This window comes from Bradyrhizobium sp. (genome assembly GCF_030697065.1).
Classification (GTDB): domain Bacteria; phylum Pseudomonadota; class Alphaproteobacteria; order Rhizobiales; family Xanthobacteraceae; genus Bradyrhizobium.
Map to the genome: position 1 here is coordinate 26528 of NZ_JAUYQU010000294.1, position 15879 is coordinate 42406.

At 66.5% G+C, this 15879-nt stretch carries 11 protein-coding genes and 1 pseudogene; 8 read left to right on the top strand and 4 right to left on the bottom strand.

Features of this window, described 5'->3' with window-relative positions:
• The first annotated feature begins 91 nt into the window (after positions 1-91).
• Both Q8R73_RS23310 and Q8R73_RS23315 read left to right on the top strand, forming a co-directional pair.
• Complete coding sequence (locus tag Q8R73_RS23310) at positions 92-1072, top strand: NAD(P)H-dependent glycerol-3-phosphate dehydrogenase (RefSeq protein ID WP_305721900.1); 981 nt, start codon at positions 92-94, stop codon at positions 1070-1072.
• A gap of 111 nt (positions 1073-1183) precedes the next feature.
• On the top strand, positions 1184-1597 hold the full coding sequence (locus Q8R73_RS23315; RefSeq protein ID WP_305721940.1) for an EVE domain-containing protein: 414 nt from the start codon (positions 1184-1186) through the stop codon (positions 1595-1597).
• Between the two features lie 187 nt (positions 1598-1784).
• Here Q8R73_RS23315 and Q8R73_RS23320 read toward each other — a convergent pair whose 3' ends face one another.
• Positions 1785-2957, bottom strand: a complete 1173-nt coding sequence (locus tag Q8R73_RS23320; protein ID WP_305721901.1) for a DNA topoisomerase IB — start codon at positions 2955-2957, stop codon at positions 1785-1787.
• A gap of 394 nt (positions 2958-3351) precedes the next feature.
• Here Q8R73_RS23320 and acs point away from each other — a divergent pair.
• Positions 3352-5304 (top strand): annotated as a pseudogene (acs, locus tag Q8R73_RS23325) (acetate--CoA ligase).
• Between the two features lie 412 nt (positions 5305-5716).
• Complete coding sequence (locus tag Q8R73_RS23330) at positions 5717-6229, top strand: L,D-transpeptidase (RefSeq protein ID WP_305721902.1); 513 nt, start codon at positions 5717-5719, stop codon at positions 6227-6229.
• Between the two features lie 140 nt (positions 6230-6369).
• Here the strand turns inward: Q8R73_RS23330 and Q8R73_RS23335 are convergent, their stop codons facing one another.
• Positions 6370-6855, bottom strand: a complete 486-nt coding sequence (locus Q8R73_RS23335; RefSeq protein WP_305721903.1) for a thermonuclease family protein — start codon at positions 6853-6855, stop codon at positions 6370-6372.
• A 154-nt stretch (positions 6856-7009) separates the two neighbouring features.
• On the bottom strand, positions 7010-7243 hold the full coding sequence (locus Q8R73_RS23340; protein ID WP_305721904.1) for a DUF1674 domain-containing protein: 234 nt from the start codon (positions 7241-7243) through the stop codon (positions 7010-7012).
• Positions 7244-7425: 182 nt separating this feature from the next.
• Between Q8R73_RS23340 and Q8R73_RS23345 the strand changes: the two genes are divergently transcribed.
• From Q8R73_RS23345 to purH, 3 genes are all read left to right on the top strand, one after another.
• Positions 7426-8790, top strand: coding sequence for an RsmB/NOP family class I SAM-dependent RNA methyltransferase (locus Q8R73_RS23345; RefSeq protein ID WP_305721905.1), 1365 nt, complete (start codon positions 7426-7428; stop codon positions 8788-8790).
• A 153-nt stretch (positions 8791-8943) separates the two neighbouring features.
• Complete coding sequence (locus Q8R73_RS23350) at positions 8944-10659, top strand: heparinase II/III family protein (RefSeq protein WP_305721941.1); 1716 nt, start codon at positions 8944-8946, stop codon at positions 10657-10659.
• 228 nt (positions 10660-10887) lie between these two features.
• Positions 10888-12480, top strand: a complete 1593-nt coding sequence (purH, locus tag Q8R73_RS23355) for a bifunctional phosphoribosylaminoimidazolecarboxamide formyltransferase/IMP cyclohydrolase (RefSeq protein WP_305721906.1) — start codon at positions 10888-10890, stop codon at positions 12478-12480.
• Between the two features lie 135 nt (positions 12481-12615).
• Here purH and Q8R73_RS23360 read toward each other — a convergent pair whose 3' ends face one another.
• A complete protein-coding gene (locus tag Q8R73_RS23360) occupies positions 12616-14001 on the bottom strand; it encodes an MFS transporter (protein WP_305721907.1) in 1386 nt (461 codons plus the stop codon).
• Positions 14002-14124: 123 nt separating this feature from the next.
• Between Q8R73_RS23360 and ggt the strand changes: the two genes are divergently transcribed.
• The gene (gene ggt, locus Q8R73_RS23365) at positions 14125-15873 is read left to right on the top strand and encodes a gamma-glutamyltransferase (protein ID WP_305721908.1); all 1749 of its coding nucleotides are present in this window, start codon (positions 14125-14127) and stop codon (positions 15871-15873) included.
• The last annotated feature ends 6 nt before the right edge of the window (positions 15874-15879 follow it).

Consider the following 15879-nt stretch of genomic DNA (forward strand, 5'->3'; position numbering starts at 1 on the left):
TTAGTACCGCCTGACGTGCCGCGAGTAGAAGATTCTGTCCATACTGGCTTCCCGACCTGATCCCATCCAGCTCCAGCCGAGGCCTGCCGCCATGCCGTCCTTCAGATCTGTAAGCGTGATCGGCGCCGGCGCCTGGGGAACGGCGCTGGCCGCTGTCGCGGCGCGGGCCGGACGCGAAGTGGTGCTTTACGCCCGCAACCCGGAGATCGCGGCCGCAATCGCCGCCAGCCGCAGCAATCCAAAACTGTCCGGCGTGCGGCTGGACAGCCGCGTCGTCATCACCAGCGACATCGCGCATGGCGCGCGGGCCGATATCATCGTGATCGCGACGCCCGCCCAGCATTTGCGTGAAGCCGTCACCGCGCTGGCGCCTCACCTTGCCGTCGGCGTTCCCGTGGTCGCGAGTGCAAAAGGCATCGAGCGCGGCACCCATCAATTCATGACCGAGGTGATATCGGAAGCCGCACCCACGGCCGTTGCCGCGATCCTGTCGGGACCGAGCTTTGCCGACGACGTCGCCCGCGGGCTTCCCACCGCGGTGACATTGGCGGCGAAGGACGAGGCGCTGGCGGCCGAGCTTGCCCAGGCGCTGGGGTCTTCGACCTTCCGGCCCTATCACACCTCCGATGTCCGCGGCGTCGAGATCGGCGGCGCGGCCAAGAACGTGCTGGCGATCGCCGCCGGCATCGTGGTCGGGCGCAAGCTCGGCGCCTCGGCGCAGGCGGCCCTGACCACGCGCGGCTTCAGCGAATTGGTGCGGCTTGGCCGCGCCTGCGGCGCGCGCAGCGAAACCATGGCGGGCCTGTCGGGCCTCGGCGACCTGATCCTGAGCTGCTCCAGCGCGCAGTCGCGCAATTTTGCGCTTGGTGCAGCGCTCGGACGCGGCGAGAAGCGGCCGTCCGACAAACTCGCCGAAGGCGAATTCACCGCGCCGGTCATGATCGAGCTGGCGGCTTCGCAGAATGTCGATATGCCGGTATCGTCGGCAGTCGCGGCGATATTGAACGGCACGGCGACGATCGACGAAGCGATCGAAAGCCTGCTGACGCGCCCGTTCAAGGCAGAGGGATAGTCTCCCTCGTCATGCCCGCGCTTGTCGCGGGCATCCACGTCTTGGTATTGGTCGGTGGAAGACGTGGATGGCCGGAACAAGTCCGGCCATGACGGATGGATGGTGGGCGTCATGAACTACTGGCTGGTGAAATCGGAGCCCTCGACCTGGTCGTGGGACCAGCAGGTGGCGAAGGGCGCCAAGGGCGAAGCCTGGACCGGCGTGCGCAATTTTACCGCGCGACAGAATCTCGTGAAGATGAAGAAGGGCGACCTCGCTTTCTTCTATCACTCCAACGAGGGCAAGGAGATCGTCGGTATCGCCGAGATCATCAAGGAAGCCTATCCGGATCCCACCGACAAAAGCGAAAAGTTTGTCTGCGTCGACATCAAGGCCGGCAAGCCCCTGAAGACGCCGGTGACGATGGCCGCGATCAAGGCCGACAAGCGGCTGACCGAGATGGCGCTGGTGAAATATTCGCGCCTCTCGGTGCAGCCGGTGACGGCCGAGGAATGGAAGATCGTTTGCAATATGGGCGGGATGTGAGACTTACCGGAGCGCGTAGGGTGGACAAAGGCGCTCTTGCGCCGTGCCCACCATTTTGAAAACAGCAGTTCAGAAAGATGGTGGGCACGGCGCGAAGAGCGCGCCTTTGCCCACCCTACGGCTTATCGCGGTCATTGCGGGGCGATGCAAAGCATCGAAGCCGGAATGACTGCGTTGATTCAGCCTATCAAGCCGCCGCGGTCGCCACCACCTGTGCCAGCAGCTGCTCGCGCTTCGATTGCGAGCGGTAGCCCTTCATGGTCGCGGCGAAGCGTTCGAGGATGCCGTCCTCGAAGGCCGTGACGATGGTGTCGTGGACGTAGCTCTTGCGGCAGATCGCCGGGGTGTTCGACAATTCGTCGGCGGCGGCGCGCACCGCGTCCAGCACCTGTTTCTTGCGGCCGTGGGCGCTGGCGGCCGGTGAGATCCGCGACAGCGATTCCAGCACCACGGCCGAGGCCATCAGGGTGCGAAAATCCTTCAGCGAAATCCTGATGCCGGCGATCTCGCGCAGGAACGCGTTCACGGTGGTGGTGGAGACGGCGCGAACCGTGCCGGAGCCGTCGCGATACTGGAACATGCGCTTGCCGGGCACGGTGCGCAGGATGCCGATGGCACGCACCAGCTTGGCTGCGTCGCATTCCTTGCGCACGGCCTTGCCGCCCTTGGCGGTGAAGGTCAGCACGAGAGTGTCGTCCTCGACCACGACATGGGATTTCAGCAGCGTGGTGGCGCCGTGGGTGCCGTTGAGCCGGGCGTAGGATTCGTTGCCGGGCCGGATCGCGGTGCGCGCGATCAGCTCGATCACCGCGGAGAGCGCGAATTCGCGGGTCGGCGTATCGCCGGAAAGGTGCATCGAGACGTTGCGGCGGATTTTCGGCAGGGCGCCGACCAGCCGCGCCAGCCGGTGGGCCTTGCGCTGTTCTCGGACCTTTTCCCAGTCGGAGTGATAGCGGTACTGCAGCCGGCCGGCGGCATCGCGTCCCACCGCCTGCAGATGGGACGAGGGATCGGGCGAATAGCGGACCTCGGCATAGGCCGGCGGTACCGCCATCGAATGCAGGCGCTTGATGGTGCCGACGTGGCGCACCGCGGTGCCGTTGGCACGGACGAATGAATAGCTCTTGCCGCGCTTGACGCGGCGGATGGTGAGCTGGTTCTGGTCGCCGAGCTTGAGGCCAAGCTCCCCGGCGAGGTCTTCGACCGACGTCTTGGCAACCGTTTTGGCTGCCGTGACGGGAGTGGATGCCTGCTTGGCGGAGCGGGAGACTTTGGGCAGTTGGCCGAGCGCTTTCGCCAGCTCAACGGCGGGATCGGCGGAAACGGGCCGCGCAGCCTCGAAATTCTGCTGATCCATCATGACTTTAGACGCCTTGCTCCAACTGGTCTTCCGGTAATGCCGATTATCGGTCTTTGGTTCCGGCGGGGGCCGGGCCCCCGGGGAGGCCATTTAGGAGGTAATGCCCGGGAGCGCTAGCCCAGCCCTTGGGCAAGTAGGTCTCTGAATACCGTTGAAGGCGGAATGGGCGCCATGCAGAGGTCTGTTGGCTAACGGTCAAACGCGAACGTGATGCAGGCTGGCAACCCAGCCGGACCGATCGGCCGGCGGTTTGATGCCGCGCAAGGCGGGGAACCCCGTCTAAGGTCCTATTTCTTCCGCTTGTGGGTGCCGGTAGGCCCGACGCATAATTGGCGCAACAAACGAGACGGCATGCAGTGCTCGCGTCACTGGCCGCATGGGTGGAGGGGTAACGATGTCCGAGAAGATTTACGACGTATCCGCGGAATGGTCCAAGCGCGCCTTCGTCGATCAGGCCAGGTATCAGGACATGTATGCGCGCTCGGTCGGCGACCCCGACGCCTTCTGGGCCGAACAGGCCCAGCGCGTCGGCTGGATCAAGCCGTTCCACAAGGTCGAGAACACGTCGTTTGCGCCCGGCAACATCTCGATCAAATGGTTCGAGGACGGCGTCCTCAATGTTGCCTGGAACTGCATCGACCGGCACCTCGAAACCCGCGGCGACCAGACCGCCATCATCTGGGAGGGCGACGACCCCTCGCAGTCGAAGCACATCACCTACCGCCAGCTGCACGACGAAGTCTGCAAGATGGCCAACATCCTGCGCACCCGCAACGTCGTGAAGGGCGACCGCGTCACCATCTATCTGCCGATGATTCCGGAAGCCGCCTACGCCATGCTGGCCTGCGCGCGGATCGGGGCCATCCATTCGGTGGTGTTCGCCGGCTTTTCGCCCGACAGCCTCGCCCAGCGTATCACCGACTGCCAGTCCAAGATCGTCATCACCGCAGACGAAGGCCTGCGCGGCGGCCGCAAGGTGCCGCTGAAGGCCAATGTCGACGCCGCGATCGACAAGTGCGGCGGCGTCGACTGGGTCGTCGTGGTCAAGCGCACCGGTGCGGCGGTCGAGATGAACCCGTCGCGGGATTTCTGGTACCACGACGCCGCCGAGATGGTGACGACGGAATGCCCGTGCGAACCGATGCATGCCGAGGATCCGCTGTTCATCCTCTACACGTCGGGCTCGACCGGCCAGCCCAAGGGGGTGCTGCACACCTCGGGCGGCTACCTGGTGTTCGCGTCGATGACGCATCAATACGTGTTCGACTACCACGACGGCGACATCTACTGGTGCACCGCCGACGTCGGCTGGGTTACCGGCCACAGCTACATTATCTAGGGCCCGCTGGCCAATGGCGCGACCACGCTGATGTTCGAGGGCGTGCCGAACTACCCCGACATGTCCCGGTTCTGGAACGTGATCGACAAGCACAAGGTCAACATCTTCTACACCGCGCCGACCGCGATCCGGGCGCTGATGCAGGCCGGCGACGATCCGGTCAGGAAAACCTCGCGCCAGAGCCTTCGGCTGCTGGGCTCCGTCGGCGAGCCGATCAATCCGGAAGCCTGGGAGTGGTATCACCGCGTCGTGGGCGACGAGCGCTGCCCGATCGTCGATACCTGGTGGCAGACCGAGACCGGCGGCATTCTGATCACGCCGCTGCCCGGCGCCACCAGGCTCAAGCCGGGCTCGGCGACGAAGCCGTTCTTCGGCGTGGTGCCCGAAATCGTCGATGCCGACGGCAAGGTGCTGGAGGGCGAATGCAGCGGCAATCTGTGCATCGCCCGATCCTGGCCGGGCCAGATGCGCACGGTCTATGGCGACCACGCCCGCTTCGAGCAGACTTATTTCTCCACCTACAAGGGCAAGTATTTTACCGGCGACGGCTGCCGGAGAGATGCCGACGGCTATTACTGGATCACCGGCCGGGTCGACGACGTGATCAACGTCTCCGGCCACCGCATGGGCACCGCCGAAGTCGAAAGCTCCCTGGTGGCGCACGCCAAGGTCTCGGAAGCCGCCGTGGTCGGCTATCCCCACGACATCAAGGGCCAGGGCATCTATGCCTATGTGACGCTGATGACCGGCATTGAGCCTAGCGAAGATCTGCGCAAGGAGCTGGTGGCGTGGGTGCGCAAGGACATCGGCCCGATCGCCTCGCCCGATCTGATCCAGTTCGCGCCGGGGCTGCCCAAAACCCGCTCCGGCAAGATCATGCGCCGCATCCTGCGCAAGATCGCCGAGGATGAATCGGGCAGCCTCGGCGATACCTCGACGCTGGCCGATCCCGCGGTGGTGGATGATCTGGTGGCGCACCGGCAGAACAAGAAGGGCGCGGGGGCCTGAAAACCGGACACGCGTGGGGCTCCGTTCCCGGACGCGGCGCTGCGCCTAAGCGGTGCGCCGCTGACCCCGGGGCCCATCTCGCGATGGGCGGCTTGGTCCCATGGTCCCGGCTCTGCGGAGCAGCTTGACGCACGCTGCACCGCGTCCGGGACACGGATAGTGACAGCTCTCAACTATCGTCCGGTGGCCAACTGCCCCTGCCCGCACGTTTCCTGCCGGGTGTTGTTTTCATGTCATTTACTTTGTTCCCAACATTTCCTTTTCTGACCTCATTGAATGGGTTCCCGGCCCGGCCTTGAAACAGGTTGGTGAGGCCACGCGGCGAGAATGCGTGGGCGAACCGGCGTTTTGCTGGCCTTTCGGAAATTTTGCAGCCCTGCAGAGGGGTGTCCGAGCCAAAGTGGAGAGTTTGATGTCGTTGAGGATTGCGGTGGCGCTCGCAGCCACCATCGGGGCGGGGGCCCTGCTGTCGACCACGGCCGAGGCGCGGCCCAGCGTGGTCAGCTTCCGGGGCGATTACTCACCGGGCACGATCGTGGTCAGGACCAATGAGCGCCGGCTCTATCTCGTCGTCGAACAGGGCAAGGCGGTCGCCTATCGCGTCGGCGTCGGCCGCGCCGGCAAGCAGTGGGCCGGCACCACACGGATCGACGGCAAATACACCAATCCGGCGTGGTCGCCGCCGGCGGAAGTCAAGCGCGACCGGCCGTCGATGCCGAACGTCATCCCCGGCGGTTCGCCGCAAAATCCGATGGGGGTCGCCGCGATGACGCTGGCGGGCGGCGAATATGCGATCCACGGCACCAACGCGCCGGGCTCGATCGGCGGCTTCGTCTCCTATGGCTGCATCCGCATGCTGAACGCCGATATCACCGATCTCTACCAGCGCGTTTCCGTCGGCACGACGGTGGTCGTGACCCGCTGACGATGGCCTCCGTCATTCCGGGGCATCGCGCAGCGATGAACCCGGAATCTCGAGATTCCGGGTTCGATGCTTCGCATCGCCCCGGAATGACGGAAGCAAAGCCGATCCGCTGCGCGGCTTCTATGTTGGTGAGACCGTCCTCAGCACCAGGCGCCGCGCCGGCCGCGGACATAGCTACGCGCATGACCGGCGGCGAGCAGCGCCGCCGCCACGTTATCCGTCCGCCGCGTGGCGGCGTCGGCGACGACGCGGCCGCCATATTTGTCGGGGCCGATATTGTAGATCGTGACTCCGCCTTCGCCGAGCAGATCGCGCAAGGCCGCGCCGGCGGCTTCGGCCAGTTCCAGTTCCTCCGCACAGGCCGCCTTCAGTTCCGGCGCATCGACGCCGCGCAGGCGAACCCGCGTCGTCGGCTCGACCCCGGGCGACAGATGCACCCGCGCTTCAAACGTGTCGCCATCGATGGTCCTGAGAACGTCCACCGAATGCCGCACGCCGGGATTTCCGGCACTCCGCCAGATCGTCTCGGCGTCGCGCGCCGCCTGGATTTCGTGCGGCGACAGCGACGTGGTCGAGACCGGCCAATTCAGCCATTGCCGCAACGGCAGCTGACTCACGGCCACCATCCCCAGAATGAAGATCCAGGGCAGCAGCCGCGAAAATCGGCGGCGCCGGGGCTTTCCCTGAGGGGGAGCGCGCCTCCGGCGATTTAATCTTTCAAGCGCGAACATATTGCCGGACCAGGGGTGAGTCGGCGCCAGTCGGCAAGTCCTTACCGGATCAAAAATCCGAGGCGATGCCCTTGTTCTCCCAGTCGCCGTAGCGGGTCGGTTCCGGACCTTTCGGGCCCTGCAATTCCCTGGGCGCGGGCCTGGCGTCGGCTGCGGCGGCTTGCCGGCGCGCTTCGGCCTCGGCCAGCGCGCGCTGGGCCGCCGGCGGCAGCGGCTTGCGTTGCCCCGATGATGCGGCGGTCGCAGGCGGCGGCCCGTCGGTGGTGTCGGCATTTCCAGCCATCGGCTCGGTCCCCCCGCTCGGTTCAAGATTTAGAGATTAAAGCTCACACCCGAACTGTGAAATCATGAAGGCGATTCTTATATTTGGCATATTCGCATGTCAGAGGTGCTGTCGTTTCGAGGGCATGCGCCGAGTCCCGTCGAACCGCCGTTCCTTTCCGTTCTCCGAGATAATTCCGCTCCATGCCTCCTCAAAGATTCGCCCTGCCGTCCGAAGTGCCTGGCCTCGCGGCGCGGCGGATCGCGGCGGATATTCTCGACGGCGTGCTGCACAAGCAGCGGACCCTCGACGATCAGCTCGACGGCGCCGGAGCCCATCCCGGACTGAAGACGCTGCCCGATCGCGACCGCGCCCTGATGCGGCGGCTGGTGGCGACGATCCTGCGGCGGCTCGGCACGCTTGGCCATGTGCTGTCGCGGCTGCTGGATCGCGGCATTCCGACCGACGCCCCGCGCGCGCAGAGCGCGCTGCTGATCGGGGCTGCCCAGATTCTCTGGATGGACGTTCCCGACCACGCCGCGGTCGACCTGTCGGTGCGGCTGGTGCAGTCGGACCGGCGCGCCGCCAAATATGCCGGGCTGGTCAATGCGGTGCTGCGCCGCTGCGCGCGCGAGGGACCAGCGCTGATCGAGGAGGTCAAGGCGCAGACGCTGGACGTTCCGCCATGGCTGTTGGCGCGCTGGATCGCGCATTATGGCGAGACCACTGCGCGGGAAATCGCTGTCGCGCTCAGCCACGAGCCGTCGCTCGACATCACCGTGAAATCCGATGCGGCGCAGTGGGCGACCCGGCTGCACGGCGAAACGCTGCCGACGGGAAGCGTGCGCACGCTGCTGCAGGGCTCGGTGAAAATGCTGCCGGGTTTCACCGATGGCCAGTGGTGGGTGCAGGACGCTGCCGCCGCCTTGCCGGCGCGGCTGTTCGGCGACATCGCAGGCAAGCGCATTGCCGATCTTTGCGCCGCCCCGGGCGGCAAGACTGCGCAACTGATCCATGCCGGCGCCATCGTCACGGCGGTCGACCGCTCCCCCGGCCGCATGGCGCGGCTCCGCGACAATCTGACCCGGCTGGCGCTGGCGGCCGAAACCGTGGTGACCGACGCCGCCGAATGGCAGGGCGGAAATCCTGGCGAAGACAAAAGCGAAGGCTTCGACGGCATCCTGGTCGACGCCCCCTGCGCCTCGACCGGAACCATCCGCCGCCATCCCGACGTGGCCTGGCTGCGCCAGGAAGCCGATATCGGCGCGCTGATGGCGCTGCAGAAGCGGTTGCTGCAGCGGGCGACCGCGCTGCTGAAGCCGGGCGGAACGCTGGTCTATTGCACCTGCTCGCTGGAGCCGGAGGAAGGCGAGCAGGCCGTTTCGGGGCTTTTGGCCGCCGAGCCGGCCATGCGCCGCGCCCCGATCGACCCCGGCGAGGTCGCCGGCCTCGGGGAAATCCTCAGCCCGGACGGCGATTTACGCACCCTGCCCTGCCATTTGCCGCATGAGGACCCCCGCCTGGGCGGTCTCGACGGTTTTTATGCCGCCCGATTGGTTAAATCCTGATTTTGCACCCCATTTTCGTAATCCGGCGCTGATTCGCAGCTTTTCAAGGTGGTGTCTTGGCAGCGTTTCCGGACTAAAAGGATTCGCATCTAATTCTCCCGATCAAGGCAAGGCGTGTCGGTCGCTCAACGCAGACGAATCTCGACGCTGATCATGGGCCGCTTCGCGCGGAACATGATTTCGCGCGTCAGCGGCGGCTCGGTGGCGGTGTCGCGGCTGTGGCCGGGCCGCACCGACCGGCTGATCATCGCCCCGCATGATCTGCGCACCGCCGACGCTACCCGCGCCGCCGAGATCTATGCCGGCCGCTTCGTCTTCGCCGGCAAGATCGTGACCTGCCACGGCCGCTCGATCTTCGACCTCGAGCCGCCGTCGGAAGACTGGGAAGTGGCGCTGCTCGGCTTCGGATGGCTGCGTCATCTGCGCGCCGCCGACACCGCGCTGACCCGCGCCAATGCGCGTTCGCTGGTCGACGACTGGATTTCGAACCCGGCGCAGAAGCGCAGCGTCGGCCGCCGCGCCGACGTGCTGGCGCGCCGCGTTATCTCGCTGCTGTCGCAGGCGCCGCTGGTGCTCGGCGATACCGACGGCAAATTCTACCGGCGCTATCTGCGCGGACTGACCCGCGAGATCCGTTACCTGCGCTATACCATGCTCGACATTCCCGACGGCGTGCCGCGGCTGCAGGTGCTGATCGCGCTGTGCTACGCTTCGCTCTGCCTCGCCAACCAGGCCCGGCATATCCGCACCGCCACCCGAAAACTGTCCGACGAACTGCAGCGCCAGATCCTGCCCGATGGCGGGCACTTTTCACGCAATCCCGGCGCGCTGATCGAACTGCTGATCGACCTGTTGCCGCTGCGGCAGACCTTTGCGGCCCGCAACATCGCGCCGCCGCCGGCGCTGCTGAACGCGATCGACCGCATGATGCCGATGCTGCGTTTCTTCCGCCATGGCGACGGCAGCTTTGCGCTGTTCAACGGCATGAGCAGCGCGCCGTCCGACCTGCTGGCGACGCTGCTGGCCTATGACGACACCCACGGCGCGCCGATGGCGCACATGCCGCATACCGGCTTTCAGCGGCTCGATGCCGGCGCCATGACCATCATCATGGACACCGGCCCGCCGCCGCCGCCGAGCGTCAGCCACGACGCCCATGCCGGTTGCCTGTCGTTCGAATTGTCGTCGGGCCTGAGCCGCATCGTGACCAATTGCGGCATGCCCTCGACCGGCCGCGACAACTGGCGCGCCTTCGCGCGCGGCACCCCCGCGCACTCCACCCTGACCTATCACGACACCTCGTCCTGCCAGTTCGTCGAGCTGTCGGCGATGAAACGGCTGCTGCGCGGCGCGCCCGTCGTGAGCGGCCCCACCAATGTCGAAAGCTATCGCGAAATGGTCGCCAACGGCGTGCTGCTGACGACCTCGCATGACGGCTATCTGGCGCGGTTCGGCGTGGTGCACCGCCGGGTCCTGATGGTGGCGCAGGATGGCTCCAGGCTCGACGGCGAGGATACGCTGTCGCCGGCGCCGGGCGGCCGGATCAAGGGCGCCGAGACGGATTACGCGCTGCGCTTTCACCTGCATCCCGCGGTCAAGGCGAGCCGGCTTTCCGACGCCCGCGGCGTCATGCTGGTGCTGCCGAACCGCGACGTCTGGACCTTCGAGGCGCTCGACGACAAGGTCGATCTGGAGGACAGCGTGTTCCTCGCCGGCAATGACGGCCCCCGCCGCACCGCCCAGATCGTGATCCGGCAGGAATCCCGCCACGCGGCCTCGATCCGCTGGAGTTTCGTGCGATCGACCACCTCGGCCTCGGCCACCACGGCCCGCCGCAACGCGCGCCGCGAGCCGGAATTGCCGCTGTAGGAAGGCTCAAGCGCCGTCATTGCGAGCGAAGCGAAGCAATCCAACTTCTTCCTCGTTGCACGATGGATTGCCTCGTCGCTGCGCTCCTCGCAATGACGGGGTCTCGTTGAGTACCCGGCCAGCCCCCTGGTCCTCTGGCGCAAGAGTGTTTTCCACACCGGGTCCTCGCTGGTTTCGCCATCCGTAAAACCATGCTACCCGGCTGGCTTACCAGCCAGGAACTCCCCCATGACCGACCATCCGCGCCGCGTGACCCGCGCTTTATTGTCCGTTTCCGACAAGACCGGGCTGATCGAATTCGCCCGCGCGCTGGCCGGCCATGGCATCGAACTGGTCTCGACCGGGGGCACGGCGAAGGCGATCGCGGCTGCGGGCCTCGCGGTGAGGGACGTTTCGGAGCTGACGGGCTTTCCGGAAATGATGGACGGCCGGGTCAAGACGCTGCACCCGAACGTGCATGGCGGATTGCTGGCGATCCGCCACAATGCCGAGCATGCGGATGCGATGAAGGCGCATGGCATCGCGCCGATCGACCTGCTGGTGGTCAACCTCTATCCGTTCGAGGCCACCGTCGACAGGGGCGCCGGCTACGAGGAGTGCATCGAGAACATCGATATCGGCGGCCCCGCTATGATCCGCGCCGCGGCGAAGAACCACGACGACGTCGCCGTGGTGGTGGAAGCGCAGGATTACCAGGCGGTGCTCGACGAACTCGCCGCCAACCAGGGCGCGACCACGCTGAGCCTGCGCCGCCGGCTCGCCGCCAAGGCCTATGCCCGCACCGCCGCCTATGATGCGGCGATCTCGAACTGGTTCGCGGCCGAGCTCAGGACCGACGCGCCGGATTTTCGCGCCGTCGGCGGCCGATTGATCCAGGCGCTGCGCTACGGCGAGAACCCACACCAGACGGCCGCGTTCTACCGCACCCCCGACAGGCGCCCCGGGGTCGCCACCGCGCGGCAGTTGCAGGGCAAGGAACTGTCCTACAACAACATCAACGACACCGACGCCGCCTATGAATGCCTCGGCGAGTTCGACGCCACCCGCACCGCGGCCGTCGTCATCGTCAAGCACGCCAATCCCTGCGGCGTCGCCGAGGGCGCCGACCTCGTCAGCGCCTACAGAAAGGCGCTGGCCTGCGATTCGACGTCGGCCTTCGGCGGCATTGTCGCGCTGAACCGCACGCTCGATGCCGACGCCGCGCGCGCCATCACCGAAATCTTCACCGAGGTGATCATCGCGCCGGACGCCACCGAAGAAGCCATCGCCATCGTCGCCACCAAGAAGAACCTGCGGCTGTTGCTGGCGGGCGCGCTGCCCGATCCGCGCACGGTGGGCCTGACCGCGAAAACCGTCGCCGGCGGCTTGCTGGTGCAGAGCCGCGACAACGCCGTGGTCGACGGCATGACGCTGAAGGTCGTGACCCGGCGCGCGCCGACCGACGCCGAAATGCGCGACCTGAAATTCGCATTCCGCGTCGCCAAGCACGTCAAGTCCAATACCATCGTCTATGCCAGGGATCTCGCCACCGTCGGCATCGGCGCCGGCCAGATGAGCCGGGTGGATTCCGCCCGCATCGCCGCGCGCAAGGCGCAGGATGCCGCCGACGAATTGAAGCTGGCGGCGCCGATGACCAGGGGCTCGGTGGTCGCCTCGGACGCGTTCTTTCCGTTCGCCGACGGACTGCTGGTGGCGATCGAGGCCGGCGCCACCGCGGTGATCCAGCCCGGCGGATCGATCCGCGACGATGAAGTCATCAAGGCCGCCGACGATGCCGGCATCGCCATGGTGTTCACCGGCGTCCGGCATTTCCGGCATTGAATGGGTTGTCATTCCGGGTCATCGCCAACGGGTCGGCGCCTGCGCCGCCCGATGACAGGCTCCACGATGAACCCGGAATCTGGAGATTGTCGCGCGAGATTCCGGTTCGCGCTGACGCGCGCCCCGGAATGACGGCTATTCTTCCCTGACCCGCGACAGCAGCGCCAGGCCGCCGACGAAGAAAATCACCAGCACCGCCATGCCGGCTTTCTGGCTGGCCGTAATCGCGGTGACCGCGCCGACCAGTAACGGGCCGACAAAGGACGTGACCTTTCCGGTCAGCGCGAACAGTCCGAAATATTGCGCGACGCGGTCTTTCGGCGCCATGCGGACCAGCAGCGAGCGCGACGCCGCCTGCAGCGGGCCGCCGGCCATGCCGATCAGGCAGCCGAGCAGCAGATAGGCGCGCTCCGCGGCGCCGGCAAACAGCGCGCCGCCCGGCACCGGCGGCGCCACCTTGACGAAGAAGATCGAGTCCTTGTCGACCAGCAGGATGCCGATGATCGACGACAGCAGCACTATGGTGCTGCCGGCGATGACCCGCTTCGGCCCGAGCGTGTCGTCGAGCTTGCCGCCGAGCCATGCTCCGAACGTGCCGGCGACCGCGAGCAGGATCCCGAACGTGCCGATCTGGATGGTGTGCCAGCCGAAGGTGCCGGCGGCGTAGATGCCGCCGAACGCGAACAGCGACACCAGCCCGTCGGTATAGATCATGTTGGCGAGCAGAAACGCCGCCATCGACTTGCGCTTCGGCAGTTCGGACAGCGTGCCCTTCAGTTCGGTCAGGCCCTTGCGCAGCGCGACGCGCACCGGCAGCTTCGCCGGATAGTCCGGCGTCAGCAGGAACATCGGCGTCACGAAGATGATGAACCAGATCGCGGTGAGCGGGCCGGTGATGCGGGCGCCCTGATGCGTCACCGGATCGAGACCGAACAACGGCGCGAATCCGAACAGCGTGCGCCCTGTAACCGGATCCGCCGCCAGAAATCCGAGCACCAGGATCAGGCTGACGATGCCGCCGACATACCCGGTGGCCCAGCCGGTGCCCGACAATCGGCCGATCTTGGACGGCGGCACCAGCGACGGCATCATCGCATTGTTGAAGACCATCGCGAATTCGACGCCGATGGTGGCGATGCCGAAGGCGAGCAAGAGCGCCGGAATCACACTGGGGTCGCCGGGCTTGCCGAACCACATCATCGAGGAGCCGATCACCAGCAGCGCGCCGAAGGCGGCGATCCACGGCTTGCGCCGGCCGCTGGCGTCCGCGATCGCGCCCAACACCGGCGACAACAGCGCGATCACCAGCCCCGCCGCCGCGGTCGCAAAGCCCCACATCGCCTGCCCGCTGGCGGGGTTGGAGGCCACATGGGTGGCGAAATAAGGCGCGAACACGAAGGTGGTGATCAGGGTGAAGTAGGGCTGCGCGGCCCAGTCGAAGAAGATCCAGCTGACGACGGCGGCGCGGCGCGGATAGACCTTGATATCCGCAATGCTCGCCGCCGGGGCAATGATGGTCATGCTCGAGATCTTCTGCCGAATCACGAAGAGGCGTTTTGCCCTTCGCGCTGGAATTCATATAGCATTCGGGGCGGCAAGAGACTGCGTCATTTCGCTGATCCCCGGTCCAAAATGGATGGTTTGATGGTTTCGTTCACAGCCGAACGGCGCAGCCTGTTCGCCGCAATCGCACTGGTTGTCGCATTGGGGCTGCCGGCTGCCGCGCAGGAGCGCCGCGAATACATTCCCGCCGGCGCGGGTCACGCCGTTTCCGCCGAGCATGGCATGGTGGTGGCACAGGAGAAAATCGGCGCGCGGATCGGCGCCGATATCCTGCGGCAGGGCGGCAACGCGGTCGACGCCGCGGTCGCGACCGGGTTTGCGCTGGCGGTCACCTATCCGCGCGCCGGCAACATCGGCGGCGGCGGCTTCATGGTCATCCATTCGGCGGAGCGCCGCGAGGCCATCGCCATCGACTATCGCGAGACCGCGCCGGCCGCGGCCACGCGCGACATGTTCCTCGGCGCCGACGGCAAGCCCGACATCGCCAGGTCGCGCGATTCGGCGCTCAGCATCGGGGTGCCCGGCACCGTCGCCGGCCTGGCCCTGGCGCTGGAAAAGTACGGCTCCGGCCAGTTCACGCTGGCGGACCTGCTCCAGCCTTCCATCGAACTCGCACGCGACGGCTTTGTCATTGCCGACGACATGGCCGACACGCTGCCCGGTATCGCGCGGCGGCTTTCGCGCTGGCCGGCCTCGGCGAAGATATTCTCCCGCGCCGACGGCAGCTCGCTGCGGGAAGGCGACACCCTGGTGCAGACCGATCTGGCGGCGACGCTCATGGCCATCGCTGCGCAGGGCGCCCGCGGATTTTACCAGGGGCCGGTCGCGGAAAAACTCGCGGCCGCCGTTCGCGACGCCGGCGGCATCATGACGGCGGGCGATCTCAATTCCTATCAGCCCGTGATTCGCGCGCCGGTGCGCGGCAGCTACCGCGGCTACGAGATCATCTCGATGCCACCGCCGTCGTCGGGCGGCGTCGTGCTGCTGGAGACGCTCAACATCCTCGAGGGATTTCCGCTGCCCGACATGAAGCAGGGCGCCGCACCCTCGCTGCATGTCATGATCGAGGCGATGAAGCGCGCCTATGCCGATCGCGCGCGCTATCTCGGCGATCCCGATTTCATCAGCGCGCCGGTGGCGACGCTGATGTCGAAGGAATATGCCGCCAAGCAGCGCGCCAGCATCGATCCCGACCGCGCCACGCCGTGGACCGATGCGCTGTCGGCGACGCCGCCGCCACCACCGCGCGAAAGCAGCAACACCACGCATTATTCGGTGGTGGACAGCCGCGGCAACGCCGTCAGCAACACCTATACGCTGAATTTTCCCTATGGCGTCGGCCTGATTGCCGACGGCACCGGGGTGCTGCTCAACAACGAACTCGACGATTTCACCGCGGCGCCCGGCGCCTCCAACGCCTTCGGCCTGGTCGGATTCGAAGCCAATTTGCCGGGTCCCGGCAAGCGGCCGCTGTCGTCGATGACGCCGACCATCGTGCTGAAGGACGGCAGACCGGTGCTGGTGACGGGCTCGCCCGGCGGCAGCCGCATCATCTCGACGGTGCTGCAGGTCATCGTCAACGTGCTGGATTACAAAATGGACGTCGCAACCGCGGTGGCGGCGCCGCGCCTGCATCACCAATGGCTGCCGGACGTGGTGCGGATCGAACGCGGTTTTGACGACGACGCCCTGGCCGGGCTGCGGTCGAGGGGGCATCAGGTGCTCGAGCCGCTCGGCCAGACCTCGGCCAATTCGATCGCCGTCACGCCGCACGGATTGCTCGGCACCCCCGATCCGCGTACCCGTGGCGCGGAAGCCGCAGGGCAGTAAGACCGT